This window comes from Bacillus sp. NPDC094106 (genome assembly GCF_044764345.1).
GTDB lineage: Bacteria > Bacillota > Bacilli > Bacillales > Bacillaceae_G > Bacillus_A.
In genome coordinates this window covers 38,241-54,463 of record NZ_JBIWHY010000004.1, presented here as the reverse complement: position 1 = coordinate 54,463, position 16,223 = coordinate 38,241, and the positions used below count along the sequence as shown (strand labels likewise).

Annotated in this window: 20 protein-coding genes; 14 read left to right on the top strand and 6 right to left on the bottom strand. The window is 35.9% G+C overall.

Annotated features, from left to right (window positions below):
* Positions 1–102 precede the first annotated feature (102 nt).
* Positions 103–546: a ferritin-like domain-containing protein gene (locus ACIQ7L_RS06970; protein ID WP_097896759.1), complete on the bottom strand. Its 444-nt coding sequence runs from the start codon at positions 544–546 to the stop codon at positions 103–105.
* Positions 547–701: 155 nt separating this feature from the next.
* Between ACIQ7L_RS06970 and ACIQ7L_RS06965 the strand changes: the two genes are divergently transcribed.
* Together ACIQ7L_RS06965 and ACIQ7L_RS06960 are read left to right on the top strand one after the other, a co-directional pair.
* Entirely contained in the window at positions 702–953 is a 252-nt protein-coding gene (locus tag ACIQ7L_RS06965; protein WP_335358495.1) for a YqkE family protein, read from the top strand.
* A gap of 310 nt (positions 954–1,263) precedes the next feature.
* Positions 1,264–2,091 (top strand): aldo/keto reductase, encoded by an 828-nt coding sequence (locus ACIQ7L_RS06960; protein WP_400567757.1) that lies wholly within the window; start codon positions 1,264–1,266, stop codon positions 2,089–2,091.
* A 31-nt stretch (positions 2,092–2,122) separates the two neighbouring features.
* Here ACIQ7L_RS06960 and ACIQ7L_RS06955 read toward each other — a convergent pair whose 3' ends face one another.
* Together ACIQ7L_RS06955 and mciZ are read right to left on the bottom strand one after the other, a co-directional pair.
* Complete coding sequence (locus ACIQ7L_RS06955; RefSeq protein ID WP_400567755.1) at positions 2,123–3,037, bottom strand: aldo/keto reductase; 915 nt, start codon at positions 3,035–3,037, stop codon at positions 2,123–2,125.
* Between the two features lie 128 nt (positions 3,038–3,165).
* Complete coding sequence (gene mciZ, locus ACIQ7L_RS06950) at positions 3,166–3,300, bottom strand: Z-ring formation inhibitor MciZ (protein ID WP_097896754.1); 135 nt, start codon at positions 3,298–3,300, stop codon at positions 3,166–3,168.
* Positions 3,301–3,374: 74 nt separating this feature from the next.
* Here mciZ and ACIQ7L_RS06945 point away from each other — a divergent pair, with 74 nt between their 5' ends.
* Positions 3,375–3,914 carry an NUDIX hydrolase gene (locus ACIQ7L_RS06945; RefSeq protein WP_400567753.1) on the top strand — a complete coding sequence of 180 codons (540 nt, stop codon included), beginning with the start codon at positions 3,375–3,377 and terminating at the stop codon, positions 3,912–3,914.
* Between the two features lie 22 nt (positions 3,915–3,936).
* Here ACIQ7L_RS06945 and ACIQ7L_RS06940 read toward each other — a convergent pair whose 3' ends face one another.
* Positions 3,937–4,488 carry a GNAT family N-acetyltransferase gene (locus ACIQ7L_RS06940; protein WP_400567751.1) on the bottom strand — a complete coding sequence of 184 codons (552 nt, stop codon included), beginning with the start codon at positions 4,486–4,488 and terminating at the stop codon, positions 3,937–3,939.
* Between the two features lie 125 nt (positions 4,489–4,613).
* Here ACIQ7L_RS06940 and spoIIM point away from each other — a divergent pair, with 125 nt between their 5' ends.
* From spoIIM to corA, 9 genes are all read left to right on the top strand, one after another.
* Positions 4,614–5,261 (top strand): stage II sporulation protein M, encoded by a 648-nt coding sequence (gene spoIIM / locus ACIQ7L_RS06935; protein ID WP_400567750.1) that lies wholly within the window; start codon positions 4,614–4,616, stop codon positions 5,259–5,261.
* A 107-nt stretch (positions 5,262–5,368) separates the two neighbouring features.
* On the top strand, positions 5,369–5,824 hold the full coding sequence (gene fur / locus ACIQ7L_RS06930) for a ferric iron uptake transcriptional regulator (RefSeq protein ID WP_097896750.1): 456 nt from the start codon (positions 5,369–5,371) through the stop codon (positions 5,822–5,824).
* A gap of 103 nt (positions 5,825–5,927) precedes the next feature.
* On the top strand, positions 5,928–6,158 hold the full coding sequence (locus ACIQ7L_RS06925; protein WP_141523172.1) for a YqzK family protein: 231 nt from the start codon (positions 5,928–5,930) through the stop codon (positions 6,156–6,158).
* Between the two features lie 6 nt (positions 6,159–6,164).
* Positions 6,165–7,055 (top strand): site-specific tyrosine recombinase XerD, encoded by an 891-nt coding sequence (xerD, locus tag ACIQ7L_RS06920; protein WP_400567747.1) that lies wholly within the window; start codon positions 6,165–6,167, stop codon positions 7,053–7,055.
* A gap of 340 nt (positions 7,056–7,395) precedes the next feature.
* Positions 7,396–8,133 (top strand): FixH family protein, encoded by a 738-nt coding sequence (locus tag ACIQ7L_RS06915; RefSeq protein ID WP_400567745.1) that lies wholly within the window; start codon positions 7,396–7,398, stop codon positions 8,131–8,133.
* Between the two features lie 364 nt (positions 8,134–8,497).
* Positions 8,498–9,682, top strand: a complete 1,185-nt coding sequence (gene deoB / locus ACIQ7L_RS06910; protein ID WP_400567743.1) for a phosphopentomutase — start codon at positions 8,498–8,500, stop codon at positions 9,680–9,682.
* Positions 9,683–9,694: 12 nt separating this feature from the next.
* Positions 9,695–10,516 (top strand): purine-nucleoside phosphorylase, encoded by an 822-nt coding sequence (locus tag ACIQ7L_RS06905; RefSeq protein WP_400567741.1) that lies wholly within the window; start codon positions 9,695–9,697, stop codon positions 10,514–10,516.
* Positions 10,517–10,523: 7 nt separating this feature from the next.
* Positions 10,524–11,828: a pyrimidine-nucleoside phosphorylase gene (locus tag ACIQ7L_RS06900; RefSeq protein WP_400567740.1), complete on the top strand. Its 1,305-nt coding sequence runs from the start codon at positions 10,524–10,526 to the stop codon at positions 11,826–11,828.
* 61 nt (positions 11,829–11,889) lie between these two features.
* A complete protein-coding gene (gene corA, locus ACIQ7L_RS06895) occupies positions 11,890–12,852 on the top strand; it encodes a magnesium/cobalt transporter CorA (protein WP_400567738.1) in 963 nt (320 codons plus the stop codon).
* A 32-nt stretch (positions 12,853–12,884) separates the two neighbouring features.
* On the opposite strand, the gene ACIQ7L_RS06890 is transcribed toward corA, so the two are convergent.
* Both ACIQ7L_RS06890 and ACIQ7L_RS06885 read right to left on the bottom strand, forming a co-directional pair.
* A complete protein-coding gene (locus ACIQ7L_RS06890; RefSeq protein ID WP_400567737.1) occupies positions 12,885–14,174 on the bottom strand; it encodes an NCS2 family permease in 1,290 nt (429 codons plus the stop codon).
* Positions 14,175–14,306: 132 nt separating this feature from the next.
* The gene (locus tag ACIQ7L_RS06885) at positions 14,307–14,975 is read right to left on the bottom strand and encodes an SIMPL domain-containing protein (protein WP_400567735.1); all 669 of its coding nucleotides are present in this window, start codon (positions 14,973–14,975) and stop codon (positions 14,307–14,309) included.
* A gap of 157 nt (positions 14,976–15,132) precedes the next feature.
* Between ACIQ7L_RS06885 and ACIQ7L_RS06880 the strand changes: the two genes are divergently transcribed.
* Together ACIQ7L_RS06880 and ACIQ7L_RS06875 are read left to right on the top strand one after the other, a co-directional pair.
* Complete coding sequence (locus tag ACIQ7L_RS06880) at positions 15,133–15,552, top strand: MarR family winged helix-turn-helix transcriptional regulator (RefSeq protein ID WP_400567734.1); 420 nt, start codon at positions 15,133–15,135, stop codon at positions 15,550–15,552.
* 101 nt (positions 15,553–15,653) lie between these two features.
* Positions 15,654–16,199: a hypothetical protein gene (locus ACIQ7L_RS06875; protein WP_400567733.1), complete on the top strand. Its 546-nt coding sequence runs from the start codon at positions 15,654–15,656 to the stop codon at positions 16,197–16,199.
* Positions 16,200–16,223 lie beyond the last annotated feature (24 nt).

Here is a 16,223-nt window from a genome sequence, read left to right as displayed (position 1 = left end):
AGAAAGGATACAATTCTTGATATCAGAGTATGTATCCTTTCTTTGTTAGCCAGTATGAATGAAAAAGTGTTGGGGTAAACGGTGTTTAAATCTCGATTTATTTTATCCTTTTGTTTTAACAAAATAATATAGAAACCAAACGGCATGATTTTGTTCATCGGCTGCCGTTCTACGAAATACCTCTTTAATGTATTGATCTGTAGTATCATCTGCGATTTTTAAGTAAAAATCAACGGTTCGTTGCTCATCTTGTATTGCAAATTCTAATCCACTTACATAAGAATCTGGACATGGTTCAGTGATTTTTGGCTGAGGTTGTCTACCAGTTAAACGAATATAAATCTGTACAAATTGTTGAAAATGTTTTATTTCGTCTTGTCGAATTTCAAGAATTTGATCGCGTTCACTACCTTGTGGAGCTAAATTAGCTAATTTAGCATAGCAATGTATTGCACTATACTCTCCGTTAATAGCTTTTTCAATATCACGAATGAGCTTTTCATTTTGTCTGTATATCAAATTGTAATCATTTGAATAGGAATCCATTTGTTTACCTCCCAGTTTATGCTTAGATATCCTATGGAAAATTAAAATACTGGGTGCATATCCTCTAGAATGTATTTTAGGATCAATTGAATTTTTATTGTCTAGGATATGGAATTTCCCTTATAATGGAGAAAAAAGTAAAAGGTGAGCAAGATATGAAGAAAAAGAAACAAAGACAAACGCAAATGAATCAGACGGAGAAGGATTCAATCACAATTGGTGATCAATTAAATGAATCATTAATGCATCAATTGAAAAGCAAGAAGAAAGAATTACAAATAAGAGCGGAACAAAAAGAAATAGAAGAACAAGAAAGAAAGCGTAAAGAGCAAAGAGAACGTGAAAAGAATAAATCATTTGAAGAACTGTTAGGCGAAAGTAATCTTACTTGGAAAGACTTTAAATAATGTCAAAAAATCATCAGTGGAATTGTACTGATGATTTTTTTACCGATTTTGGGAAGTAGAAGGATTTTTACAGAAGTTATAAGACTCCGCTATTTGCGGGTTGTAAGACCTCGAGCTTAAGATACAGAGAAGTAGGGATAATTGCCGGTAAAAGCCTGATAGAAGTTCCACTTTATAAAATTATTATGTAAACTGTATATATTTTTTGACTTTTTTCGTGAATCTTGTTCAAATAAAGTTGATGGTTATAAAAATTTCGTAGCATTTGTCTATAAAATTTGCAGGAGAGCAGAAGGAGGAACGGACTATCATGTATATTCCAACAACTACACTTCATAATGGTGTGAAAATGCCGATGATTGGTTTAGGTGTTTATAAAGCAAAAGAAGGTGAAGAAGTAAAGCAAGCGGTAAAAACAGCTTTAGAAGTTGGATATCGTTCTATTGATACAGCGACTGTATATGAAAATGAAAGCGGTGTCGGAGAAGCGATTCGTGAATCCGGAATTGCCCGTGAGGAATTATTTATTACGACAAAAGTATGGAATGACGATCAAGGATATGAGACGACACTTCAAGCATTTGAAAAAAGTTTGAAGAAATTACAAATGGATTATGTGGATTTATATTTAATTCATTGGCCAATAAGAGGGAAATACATAGATACATATCGTGCTTTAGAGAAGTTATATGAAGAGGGAAAAGTGCGTGCGATTGGTGTCTCTAATTTTCATCAGCATCATTTAGAGCAGCTCCTGCCAAATTGTAATGTGAAGCCAATGGTAAACCAAGTGGAGCTTCATCCAATGCTTGCGCAGTTTGAATTACGTGATTTTTGTCAAAATCAACAAATTCAAATGGAAGCATGGAGCCCGTTAATGAGAGGGGGCGAAGTATTCCAGCATCCAATTATTCAGGAAATTGCTAGCAAGTATGAAAAAACGCCTGCTCAAATTATTTTACGCTGGGATATTCAAAGTGGGATTGTAACAATCCCTAAATCTGTTACACCATCTCGCATTCAAGAGAACTTTACTATTTTTGATTTTTCATTAACAGAAGAAGAAATGAAACGAATTGACACACTGAATCGTAATTTGCATGTTGGAACAAATCCTGATAAATACGATACCATGTAAAAAAAAACGCTACCGAAAATGGTAGCGTTTTTTAGCGGTGCAATGTGTATGTATCATATTTAACAACTGCTTGAATTTGTTTATATTCTTCAGTCGTTAACGGAGATTGATTGTTAGCTTGTACATTTTCTCGCAATTGCTGGATGGAGCTAGCGCCAGGAATAACAGCAGCAACAACTGGGTCATGTAAACAATAGTGAAGAGCTGTTTCGGTTAATGAATGTTCTTTTGTAATTTCTGTTACAGTAGCTAATGTTTTTATTAACTCGTTATAAGAATAAGAAAGATAATCTTTTTCTTTCACTTTTTCTATCTTTCTTTCATTGCTGTCAGTTAATAAACCTTTCGCAAGTGGCCCTCGTGCAATTATGCTAATTTGATGTTCCTGAAGCAGCGAAAACCATTCTTCTGGTCTACGATTTAATAGACTGTACTCCATTAATACACTAACGATGTTAGAACGCTTTGCATATTCACGAATGACATTTGGACGAATAGAAGAAATGCCGTAATGACGAATGATACCTTCTTGTTTTAACTCTTCAAATGCTTCAATCGTTTCATCAATAGAATCTTGGATTGTCCCGCCGTGTAATTGGTATAAGTCAATATAATCTGTTTGCAAGCGGCGTAAGCTTTCTTTTACTTCTGCTTTTATATAAGTTTTGGAAGGATCCCAAGACCAACCGTCCTTTTCTTCTGTCCAGCGGTTTCCCACTTTCGTTGTCAGAACAATTTTGTCGCGTTTTCCTTTAAGAGCTTTTCCAACGAATTCTTCATTTAGTCCATAATCGTATAAATCTGCCGTATCAATAAAATTGATTCCTAGATCAATTGCTTCATGGATGATGCGAATTGCTTCACTTTCATTAGTACCAAGAGACATACAACCGAGGCCCATTTCTGTAATATATAAATCTGAACTTCCTAATTGTCGTTTTTTCATTGGTCAACCTCCTTGCTTGTATTGTACGAAAGTGGGAGGAGATTGACAAACGTTTACTGTTTGTAAAAGTACGATTGAGAGGCTTCATAATTTAGCAGGAGATGGAGAAAGTACTTACTGATTAAAACTCACTTTATTTTTTTGTTTGCGGTAATCCAGTCTTGTACCGTTTCGTATTCTTTTCCATATTGTTTTAGCTTATTACGAATTTGCCAAGCTTTTCCGACCAACGTGATACGATTTGGTAAAATATATACTTTCATTTTTATCACGCTCCTTTCAGTGTGGTAAAATGTATGAAGAACCATTAGGAAATAGAACAGGGAGATGAAATAGTGTGAGTAATCTTGCAGAGAGAACTGTGGCAACTGAACCGATTTTTGATGGGAAAGTTATTAAAGTTCGTGTTGATGAAGTAGTATTACCAAATGGAGAAGTGAGTAAACGTGAAATTGTAAATCATCCTGGTGCAGTTGCTATTATTGCTGTTACAGATGAAGGAAAGATTGTGCTTGTTGAGCAGTATCGTAAGGCACTTGAAAAAGAGATTGTGGAAATTCCGGCTGGGAAATTAGAGCCTGGAGAGAAACCAGAAATAACAGCAGTCCGTGAATTAGAAGAAGAAACTGGTTACGTATGTGACAAAATGGAACTCATCACATCTTTTTACACATCACCAGGTTTTGCTGATGAAATTTTATATGTATACAAAGCAACAGGACTAAAGAAAAAAGAAAATAAAGCAGCTTTAGATGAGGATGAATTTGTGGAACTAATGGAAGTGTCATTAGAAGAAGCGATTTCACTTATGCAAAATCAACGTATTCATGACGCAAAGACAATGTTTGCTGTGCAATACTTACAATTACAAAAATAAACACTCGCCTAAGGCGAGTGTTTTAATTAATTTTAGCATATACGCGTGTATCACGTAAGCTGTCGTCAGGTGCAAGAAAATCATTTTCAAGTGTACCTTCTAAAATAAATTCAAGGCGTTCTGCTAAGGCACATGCATTCGCATTTGTAGCATCGCAGCGGATCTCAATTCGTCTAGCACCAAGCTTATCAAAAGCAAACTGAACGGCACCTTTCACAGCTTCTGTCATATATCCTTGTTTTGTATAAGCGCTATGTAACCAGAAATGAAGTGAAAACTTTGGAATATCCCAGTTCTCTGGCTGAAGAGTAAGGGCTCCGATAAATGTACCAGACACTTTATCATATAAGTGAAAAGCTAATGTTTCACGAAGTAAAAACTGTCCGTGAGCTTCTCGAACGATTTCTTCAGCGCTTTCTTCAGTTTCGGATGTAATTGGCATCCATGGTAGTAAGTCTTCTAAAGAAGCTTGAATTGCTTCATACATCTCTGTTCCGTCACCTGGAAATGGTTTACGTACTTGCAGACGTTCAGTTTGAAATAATGTTGGAAAATCTAATAATAATGGTTTCAAACGAAATCCCTCCTATTCTCTACTTTTAAGTTTAGCAAAGTGGAGCGGAATTTCAATCTTAATTAATCATACTTTTTTTCTTTCCTTCATACATTTTAGTAAGAGTGTGAACGGAGGGAAGAAAAATGTTGCGAAAAACTTGGCAAGACCGTGTAATTTCTCATATACAAGAAAATTCTTCACTTTACATATTTGTTTCTGTTTTACTACTGATGGGTGTAGTATTTGGGGCAATTCTTGTAAATAGTTTACAGGTGAATCAAAAGCAAGATTTATCCTTTTACTTAAGTCGTTTTTTTGGACAAGTTTCCAAAGGCGAGTTTGCAATTGCAGGTGAAATGTTTCGAGAAAGTTACTTTTCACAATTAAAATACATTGGATTTATTTGGCTGTTAGGGATTTCTATTATTGGATTACCACTTATTTTTATTTTATTATTTTTAAAAGGAGTCGTTGTTGGATTTACAGTTGGTTTTTTAGTAAGTCAGCATGGCTGGAATGGATTATTATTAGCATTTGTCTCCGTATTACCACAAAATTTAATCATTATTCCAACGTTTCTTGTAATGACAACAATTGCTGCAAGTTTTTCTTTACGAATGATTAGGCATCAATTTATTCGGAAAATTAACGAGCCACTACTACCGTTATTAATCCGCTACACTTGCTTTTTTCTTATTATTGGTGCGATATTAGCGATCGCTTCTAGTATTGAAGCATATGCGTCGCCAGTCTTAATGAAAGAAGTCGTGGAGGTTATCAATAAAAAATAAATACTATATGAGAATGATTATCAACTTATTTTGATTATTTTTTCTTTTGACAGAAGCCCTTCTTTTGATATAATGGTGTAAGAGTGGCGAGGAGGGAGTAGTACCGAATGGAAGAGAGAATTGAACGAATTAAGAAGCAATTGCATGCAGCGAGCTATAAATTGACACCACAACGTGAAGCAACAGTTCGTGTGCTGCTGGAAAATGAAGAAGATCATTTAAGTGCAGAAGATGTTTACCTCCTTGTAAAAGAAAAGTCGCCAGAGATCGGATTAGCAACCGTCTATCGAACTTTAGAGTTATTATCTGAGTTAAAAGTTGTCGATAAGATTAACTTCGGAGACGGTGTTTCACGCTATGACTTACGTCAAGAAGGTGCACAGCGTTTCCATCATCATTTAATTTGTACAAAATGCGGTGCTGTACAAGAAATACAAGAAGATTTACTTGGTGAAGTGGAGAAAAAAGTAGAGCGAGACTGGAGCTTTAAGGTGAAAGATCATCGTTTAACTTTCCATGGAATTTGTAAAAATTGTCAAGAAAACGAAACGAATGAAAAATAACCTTTTCCTATCTAGCTAGGAAGAGGTTTTTTATTTGAATGAGGTATAAATCACTGAAAGCTTGGCATATGTTGTAATAACATATACTTTGGAGGAATTTACAATGCGCCGAGCTTTGAAGTTAACTTATGATGGAGTGAAAGTATTTTTATTATTTACAAGTTGTACGATTTTGTTTTATTTCGCTATACTATGGATAAATGAAGAATATGAAAGTTACCACCGTTATGAAAAACCAAAAGAAGAAACAGTAGAAAAAGTATCAGGGAATGAGGAACCGGCAAAGGATGCTTTCGTAAATAGAATGATTTTTTTCTATGAAAATGGGGAGTAGTGTAGATTGGAAGATCAATTAAAAGATTTTATTCATTATATGATTGTTGAAAAAGGGCTGGCAAAAAATACAGTTGTATCCTATGAACGAGATTTGAAAAGTTATGTGAAGTATTTACAAAATGTAGAGCAAACAAAAACATTTCATGAAGTGACGCGGATACATATTGTTAATTTTTTGCAGTATTTAAAAGAGAATGGGAAATCTTCAAAGACATTAGCACGCCATATTGCATCTATCCGTTCATTTCATCAATTTTTACTTCGTGAACGGGTTGTTGAGCATGATCCATCTGTACATATTGAAACACCACAAGGAGAACGGAAGTTACCGAAAGTATTATCAGTGAGTGAGGTAGAAGCATTACTTCAAACACCAAAAGTGGTAAATGCATTTGGTGTTCGAGATAAAGCAATGTTAGAATTATTGTACGCAACAGGGCTCCGCGTTTCAGAATTAATCGCACTAAATTTAGAGGATGTTCATTTAACAATGGGATTTGTTCGCTGCATGGGAAAAGGGAATAAAGAAAGAATTATCCCGCTAGGAAGTTTAGCTACAGAGGCAATTCAGCGCTATATTGAAAAAGGAAGAAAAGAGTTGATGGGAAAAAAAACAGTAGATGCACTCTTTTTGAACCATCATGGTAATCGTTTATCTCGTCAAGGTTTTTGGAAAATTTTAAAACGATTAGCAAAAGAAGCGAATATTGAAAAAGAACTTACACCGCATACGTTGCGTCATTCTTTTGCTACGCATTTATTGGAAAATGGGGCAGATTTGCGTGCTGTACAAGAAATGCTTGGACATGCTGATATTTCCACAACACAAATCTATACACACGTTTCAAAAGCGAGATTAAAAGATGTATATAAACAGTTTCACCCGAGAGCATAAATATTATGCTCTTTTTATTTTTTTATCTATATAAGTACAAATTGAAAAATCGATATAAAACCTTTTTTTTAGGTGGGAGAGAATCCGTCCATGTATAGAAGCGATCAGGACCTTTTTCTAAAAACAGGAGTGTAGGTTATTTTTTATTCTGCACTGCAGGGAGTTAGATGTCGAAAAATCAAAATGGATTTATATGGTGATTATAGAATGCATTTTGAAAATGAAAAATAAGTACTTCACAAAAACTTCACAAACATTTCGTACATTGTTTTCAGCAGAAGGCTAGAATATAGCCAGGCCTTTCCTCTATACTAAGTAAAGTATGAAGGAGGAAATAATTATGAAAAAACTTGTAATTACTTTATTTATCGCAATGCTAGCATTGGCTGGCTGTAATACAAAGAAAGAAGAATCAACGAAAAAAGGCAAGATTGAAGAAGTTAAAGTAGCAGTTCAAACAAATCCGAAAGAAATTAAGCCAAATGAAAAAACAGAAGTACAGGCACTTGTTACACAAGGAAAAGAAAAAGTAACGGATGCTGACGATGTGAAGTTTGAAATTTGGAAAGATGGCGAAGAGAAGCATGAAATGTTAGACGGTAAACATAAAGGGAAAGGTGTTTATGCAGTTGAGAAAACATTCCCATCTGACGGTGTATACCATATCATTGCACATACAAACGCACGTGAAATGCATGTGATGCCAGAAGTAAAAGTTGCTGTAGGAAATGCAAAAGTTGAGGATACAAAGAAAGAAAGTGGTCATGAGGCAGGGCACGGTGATCATAAGAGTGATACAATGATTCACCTTATGGCTGGTGATATAAAAGCAAATGCTGAATCAACAATGAAAGTTCATTTGAAACAAAAAGAGGAAGCGTTAACTGGTGCAGAAGTACAGCTTGAAATTTGGAAAGATGGCGTTGAAAAGCATGAGTTTGTTCCAGCTAAAGAAGGTAACAAAGGCGAGTATGAAAGTAAACATACGTTTAAAGAAGCTGGTACTTATAAAGTAAAAGTTCATGTGAGAAAAGGTGAACTTCACGAACATAAAGAAGAAACAGTAGAAGTAAAATAAAAAGCAGCTCTTTAGAGCTGCTTTTTATTTTAATATTACGAAATAAGTCATAATTTTATTAGCACTTCTCTGCAGAATGGATTACAATAGAAAGTGTGAAGAAAATAAGAATTTCTACGAAAATGTATTAAAAAGAAAGCGTAAACATGTTATGATACCTGTATCAGATGTCTGACATCTGACTTAGAAAAATCAGGAAGTTTTTACTTCGCTTGAAAGTAAGGCGAAGAAGGTTGAAGAATAACTAAAAGAAGTATTTTTCGTTAGTGGGAAATAAAGAGAATTCTCACTAATAGCAGTTTCACTTTACAGCGTTTTGAACATACTACAAGAAGTAGAACTGAACATATAGGAGGGTGTAGTTATGAATAAATATAAACGTATTTTCCTAGTCGTAATGGACTCTGTAGGAATTGGAGAAGCACCGGATGCTGAAAAATTTGGTGATTTAGGTTCTGACACACTTGGGCATATTGCTGAACATATGAATGGATTACAAATGCCAAACATGGTGAAATTAGGTCTTGGCAATATTCGTGAAATGAAAGGGATTTCTAAAGTAGAGAAATCACTTGGTTATTATACAAAAATGCAAGAGAAATCTACTGGGAAAGATACAATGACAGGTCACTGGGAAATCATGGGCCTTTACATTGATACACCATTCCAAGTGTTCCCAGAAGGGTTCCCAAAAGAATTACTTGATGAGTTAGAAGCAAAAACAGGACGTAAAATTATCGGTAATAAACCTGCTTCTGGCACTGCTATTCTTGATGAGCTTGGTCAAGAACAAATGGAGACGGGCTCTTTAATCGTGTACACTTCTGCTGATAGCGTATTACAAATCGCAGCTCATGAAGAAGTGGTACCACTTGAAGAGTTATATAACATTTGTAAAATTGCACGTGAACTAACACTGGATGAAAAATATATGGTAGGTCGCGTTATTGCTCGTCCATTCGTTGGAGAGCCTGGAAACTTCACACGTACACCAAATCGTCATGACTATGCATTAAAACCATTTGGCCGTACAGTAATGAACGAATTAAAAGATAGCGATTATGATGTAATTGCAATTGGTAAAATCTCTGATATTTACGATGGAGAAGGCGTAACAGAATCTCTTCGCACAAAATCTAATATGGATGGAATGGACAAGCTTGTAGATACATTAAATATGGACTTTACAGGTCTTAGCTTTGTGAACTTAGTTGATTTTGATGCAATGTTCGGTCACCGCCGCGATCCTCAAGGATACGGAGAAGCACTACAAGAATATGATGCACGTCTTCCAGAAGTATTTGAAAAACTAAAAGAAGATGACTTATTAGTTATTACAGCAGATCATGGTAATGATCCAATTCACCATGGTACAGACCATACGCGTGAATATGTACCATTATTAGTATACAGTCCAAGCATGAAAGATGGCGGACAAGAATTACCACTTCGCAAAACATTTGCTGATATTGGTGCAACTGTAGCAGAAAACTTTGGTGTAACAATGCCAGAATACGGAACAAGTTTCTTAAACGAGTTAGGTAAATAGGAGGAATATAAAATGAATCGTGAATTAATTTCAAAATCTGCATCATATTTAAAAGGTAAATTTCAAGAAAGACCAACAGTAGGACTAATTCTTGGTTCAGGTTTAGGGGTATTGGCGGATGAAATCGAAAATGCAGTAGCTGTACCTTACAATGAAATTCCTGAATTTCCTGTATCTACAGTTGAAGGTCATGCTGGCCAATTAGTATTCGGTACACTTCAAGGGGTTACAGTTGTAGCAATGCAAGGTCGTTTCCATTACTATGAAGGATATGATATGCAAAAAGTAACATTCCCAGTTCGTGTTATGAAAGAATTAGGTGTAGAAACAGTTGTTGTTACAAACGCAGCTGGTGGTGTAAATACATCATATGAGCCAGGCGATTTAATGTTAATCTCAGATCATATTAATTTTATGGGATACAATCCATTAATCGGACCAAATGATTCTGAAATGGGTGTACGTTTCCCTGATATGTCTGAATCTTATAGTAAAGATCTTCGTGCAATGGCGAAACAAGTTGCAGCTGATTTAAATATTAAAGTACAAGAAGGCGTATATGTGGCTATGACAGGTCCAGTATACGAAACACCTGCTGAAATTCGTATGATCCGTACAGTTGGCGGCGATGCTGTCGGAATGTCAACTGTACCAGAGGTTATTGTAGCACGTCATGCTGGGATGAAAGTACTTGGTATTTCTTGTATTTCAAATATGGCAGCTGGTATTTTAGATCAGCCGCTTAATCATGAGGAAGTAATTGAAACAACAGAGCGTGTAAAAGCAAACTTCTTAGCACTTGTAAAAGCAATTGTAAAACAAATGAAGGGATGAATTCACAATGAGAATGGTGGACCTAATTGCTAAAAAACGTGACGGACATGCATTAACGACAGAAGAAATTAATTTTATTGTTGAGGGTTATACAAACGGTGAGATTCCAGATTATCAAATGAGTTCACTTGCAATGGCAATTTTCTTCCAAGATATGAATGAACAAGAACGTGCTGATTTAACAATGGCTATGGTAAATAGCGGCGATACAATTGATTTATCAGCGATTGAAGGCGTAAAAGTAGATAAGCATTCAACAGGTGGTGTTGGTGATACAACTACGCTTGTATTAGGTCCATTAGTGGCTGCTTTAGATGTACCGGTGGCAAAAATGTCTGGCCGTGGTTTAGGACATACAGGTGGTACAATTGATAAATTAGAAGCAGTACCAGGATTCCATGTGGAAATTGCAAATGATGAATTTATTCGTCTTGTAAACCAAAATAAAATTGCGATTATCGGACAAAGTGGAAACTTAACACCTGCTGATAAAAAGTTATATGCACTTCGTGATGTAACTGCGACAGTAAACTCTATTCCGCTTATTGCAAGCTCTATTATGAGTAAAAAAATTGCAGCTGGTGCAGATGCAATTGTACTTGATGTAAAAACAGGTGCAGGCGCATTTATGAAAACAGACGAAGATGCGAAACGTTTAGCAGAAGCAATGGTACGCATTGGTAATAACGTTGGTCGTAAAACGATGGCTGTTATTTCCGATATGAGTCAACCGCTTGGTGAGGCAATTGGTAATGCATTAGAAGTAAAAGAAGCAATTGATACATTACAAGGCAAGGGACCGAAAGATTTAGAAGAGTTATGTTTAACGCTTGGAAGTCAAATGGTGTACCTTGCTGGACAAGCTTCATCTTTAGAAGATGCGCGTGAAAAGCTAATTGAAGTAATGAACAATGGAAAAGCGTTAGAAGCATTTAAGATGTTCTTAGCAGCACAAGGCGGAGATGCTTCTGTTGTTGATGATCCTTCTAAGCTGCCACAAGCAAAGTATAAAATCGAAGTAGAAGCAAAAGAAGACGGATATGTATCCGAAATTGTTGCAGATGAAATTGGAACAGCGGCAATGCTTTTAGGTGCAGGACGTGCAACGAAAGAATCTGAAATTGATTTAGCAGTTGGACTTATGCTTCGCAAAAAAGTAGGCGATAGCGTGAAAAAAGGTGACTCACTTGTTACAATTTACGCAAATCGCGAAAATGTAGAAGATGTAAAAGTGAAAATTTATGAGAACATGAAAATAGCGGCAGCGCATGTAGATGCACCGAAACTAGTGCATAGCATCGTAACAAAATAAAGTGAAAAAGCTAAGGAGCCTTCTCCTTGGCTTTTTTTGTTGTTTTTTGTTTATAATAATAATGGGTGAAGTTATGATTAGAATTTGTGCAATAACGAAAGAAGATGAAGTATTATATGATGTTTCATTAGAAGAAACGAAGAGAGAAGATATCGTATGGTATTGGCTTGATTTATATAAGCCAACAAAAGAAGAGTATACATATATTTTACAAGACCATTTTAAATTCCATCCTCTTGCGATTGAAGATTGCGTAGAATATGTACAGAGGCCAAAAGTAGATTTCTATGATGGATACAACTTTTTAGTTCTTCATGCATTTGGAGAAGAGGGATTAGAACCACATGAAATTGACTTATTTGTTAGTGATCGCTATATTGTTTCTTTTCATTTCTCACATAATAATGCGATTGAAAGAGTGTGGAAAACGCTTGGTGAGAGGAAACGTATTAAGAAGAGCCCTCTACATGTAGCACATACAATTATTGACCAAATTGTTGATGATTACTTTGCGCCTGTTTACTACATTGAAGATCATTTGAATGCTATTGATGACAATTTAACAGGTGAGACAGCAGGAAGTGTATTAGAAGAGGTATTTGATATTCGTACAGACTTATCTAAGCTTAGACGTACAATTGTACCGATGCGTGACCTATTATATCGTATTTTAAATTCAACTCGTTTTTACGGGATAAGCGATCATGAAATTTATTTTAAGGATATACATGATCATTTGCTAAAGCTTACAGAGATGATTGAAGCTAGCCGAGAATTAACAGCAGATATTCGGGACAGTTATTTTTCATTGAACTCACATCATATGAACAATATTATGAAAACATTAACGGTTTTCTCGACGATCTTCATGCCGTTAACATTTATTGCTGGGGTATATGGAATGAACTTCACACATATGCCAGAGCTAGCTGGGAAATATAGCTATTTTATTTGTTTAGCTCTTATGGTTTTAATTGGCGGAGGAATGATGGTGTGGTTTTATAAAAAGGGTTGGTTTAAGTAAAGAAAACGCCGGGAATCCCCCGGCGTTTTTTACTAGCCAATGGCCTGTAACACAAACATGGCTAAGAATAGGCATGCAATGATATACATGGACGGTGCGACTTCTTTATGCTTTCCAAGAGCAATCTTTAAAATAGGATAAGCAATAAATCCGAACGCAATGCCATCAGCGATACTATATGTGAGTGGAATCATAACGATGATTAAAAACGCTGGAAATCCTTCTGAAAAATCATTTAGGGGGATTTGCTGAATGTTTGTAATCATGAGACCACCAATAATAATTAAAATTGGCGCAATGGCACTATTAGGAATTAATTTGACAAATGGAAGAGCAAACAGTGATGCAAAGAATAACATCCCTGTAACGATGGACGTCAGACCTGTCTTGCCACCTGCCGTAATACCTGCGGCACTTTCTACTGTTGAAACAGTAGGACTTGTACCAAATAGACCGCATGTCATTGCTGAAATTGCATTTGCTTGATAAGCACGTGGGAATTTACGATCATCTTCTAATAATCCGTGTAAAAGTCCCATGTTCTCAAAAATAAGCACCATGCTTAAGGAGAATGTTGCAATCCAAAACGGTAAGGAAGAAAGTTTCCCAAATGACATAGCTCCAAATACATCCCCGTAGTTAGCGAATGAAAATGAGCTGCTTCCTACTTGGCTTGTATCAACAAGACCAAATAGCCATGCAATACCAGTTCCAATTGCAATCGTCCATAAAAAGTTCCCACGTACATTTCGAATAAATAAAACAAGTGCCACAATAAGAGTAAGCAATGTTGCGAGAACAACAGGACTACTTAATTTTCCTAGTGCAACAGCAGTGTTCGGATTCGAAACAACTAAGCCACCTTTTTGCAATCCAATGAAAGCTAAGAATAAACCAATGCCGACAGTAATTGCTTCCTTTAATGACTTTGGAATTGATAATGAAAGCGTGCGAGCAATTGGCGTAAACGCGGCAATTGCAAAAATAATACCAGCAATAAAGACGGCTGCTAATGCTTCTTGCCAAGTTAATCCGAGCGTATGAACAGCAGTGTACGTGAAGAATGCATTTACACCCATACCAGGTACAAGAATGGCAGGTGCATTTGCCCAAAATGCCATCATTAGACATCCGACAAATGAACTGAAAACAGTTGCCAAAATTCCTGCTTCAAGCGGAATGCCGGCATCTGATAAAATTGACGCATTTACAATCATGATATAAACGATTGTGAAAAATGACGTCACCCCAGCCAATAGTTCTTGCTTCGGTGATGTGTGGTGTAGGTCTAATTTAAATGTTCTTTCAAGTATTCCTTTCATGTTAAACCTTCTTTTTCATATCCCTCTCCCACCCGTGATACCCCTTTTGTAAAGAGCTCACCGTCCTTTATTATATCAGAACATAGTGTTTTTACAACAAGAAAAATGATAGCGGTTACTTGAGGAATTCTCTTATAAATAAGTGAAAACGGCTCGGATAGAAGAGACAATTTCTAATTCTCCTGATTGAATGGGTGGAGCTGCCTGTGCGTGTAAAGTGGCATAAGACATCACTTCACGCGGTAATTGTGCCGACTCTTCAGTGAGTGAGAGCGGGACGGGATTAATATTTAGATTATATGTACTTGCAATGGTACGAGCTTTTTCTACTGCATGTTGTACGGCTTGCAGGAGTGCTTGCTGATAATATTTGGTAGGGTCAGATATCCGAAAACGTAAACCTTTTGCTACGTTCGCACCATTTGTAACAGCTATATCATATACTTCCCCTGCTTTTTGTACGTTTAAAACGGTAATTTCATACAAATGTTCTACACGATAACCTTGTAATAATGCTTTGTCATTTACATATTCGTATTGGGGAGTAATTGTATAGGAAATGGTCTCGATATCCTTATCTGCAATCCCTAGCTGCTTGAGTGCATCGAGTAATTGTCTAGACTGGATTGCGTTTTCTTCTTGTGCTTGCTTTACATTTTTATTGTCGGTCCTAATTCCAATTGTTAGCACTACAACATTTGGTTTTGCCCTTATAATTCCTTCACCTTGTACTGTAATTGTTGCCTCTTTACCCCCATTACTGCGCATATCAGGTAAATATGGATTCATCCCACCTTGCATTCTCGCTCACCATCCTTTCTATATATATATGAGTAAAAGAGAGAAAATTGTATGTAAAAAGTTACATAATTGAGAATCAAAAGGAAAGAAAACATATACAACATAGGCATTTATAGATTATAATATGTACAAATATGATAAAAAAGGATCGAGGCTAGTGAACGAAAAAAGAGAAGCGCTGATTTTAGATTTATCTGCATCATTTCGAAAGATGATACGTTTATTACAAAATGATATTAATACACGTTTTTCAGAGCATATGCCGTATAATGAATTCTCAGTATTACGTGCATTATTTTTGAAGAGTCCACAAATGGCGTCACAAATTGCAAGTGAAGTAAACGTAACATCCAGCCATATTACTGCTGTAACAGATCGTCTTGTACGAAAAGGTTTTGTAGTGAGAAAACGTTCCAATTCAGACCGACGTATTGTGTATCTAGAAATTACAGAACATGGAAAAGAAGTGACTGAAAAACTTGAGGCTGTACGTAAAGAGTACTATAAAGAGAAATTTAAAGATTGGAGCGACCAAGAGATAGACATGGTATTAGAGCTATTTGGCCGCGTATTATAATAAATGAGGATAGGAAGCGAGAGCTTTCCTATCCTTTTTCTTTTGAATAAAAATATTTTGGAATTCCGATACTTTAAGTAAAAAGTATCGGAGGAAAAATGATGAAACACATTGTTGCACTTATCATTCTAGTTGGAAGTTTCTTCTGCTTTAATACATTAATGTATGCTGATACACCTATTCAAGTTGTACAAAAAGAAGTGAAATATATTGAAAATGATAACCCCGTATTATATTCAAAACTGTGGGTTCGCTCCATGCAAAATGCAGTATTATTTCATCATAGTGATAATATCCGCAATCAAGACACACTGCGTAATGTAACAAATTCATCGCTTATTAAAGCGAAGCAATTGCCATTTAAGAAAGCATCTATGTACATTCCGAGATTATCACAATACATATCGAAAGCGGGAAAAGAAAATATTCAAGTTTATTACATCGCGGTGCGCTATCATGTAAAAAAAGAAAATCCATATCAATTAAATGGAATGAACTACTTTCTCCAAGTATTTGTGAAAGAACGTGGGGAGTGGAAAATTGCTGAAAGTGTAGTCGCACCGACAGAGCAAATTGTACAAAATGGTGATGGGTTTGGGATGAAAGAAGAGATGGTGTATGGGGATAGAAGAGAGAATGTGAAATAACCTCCTCACCAAGAGGAGGTTATT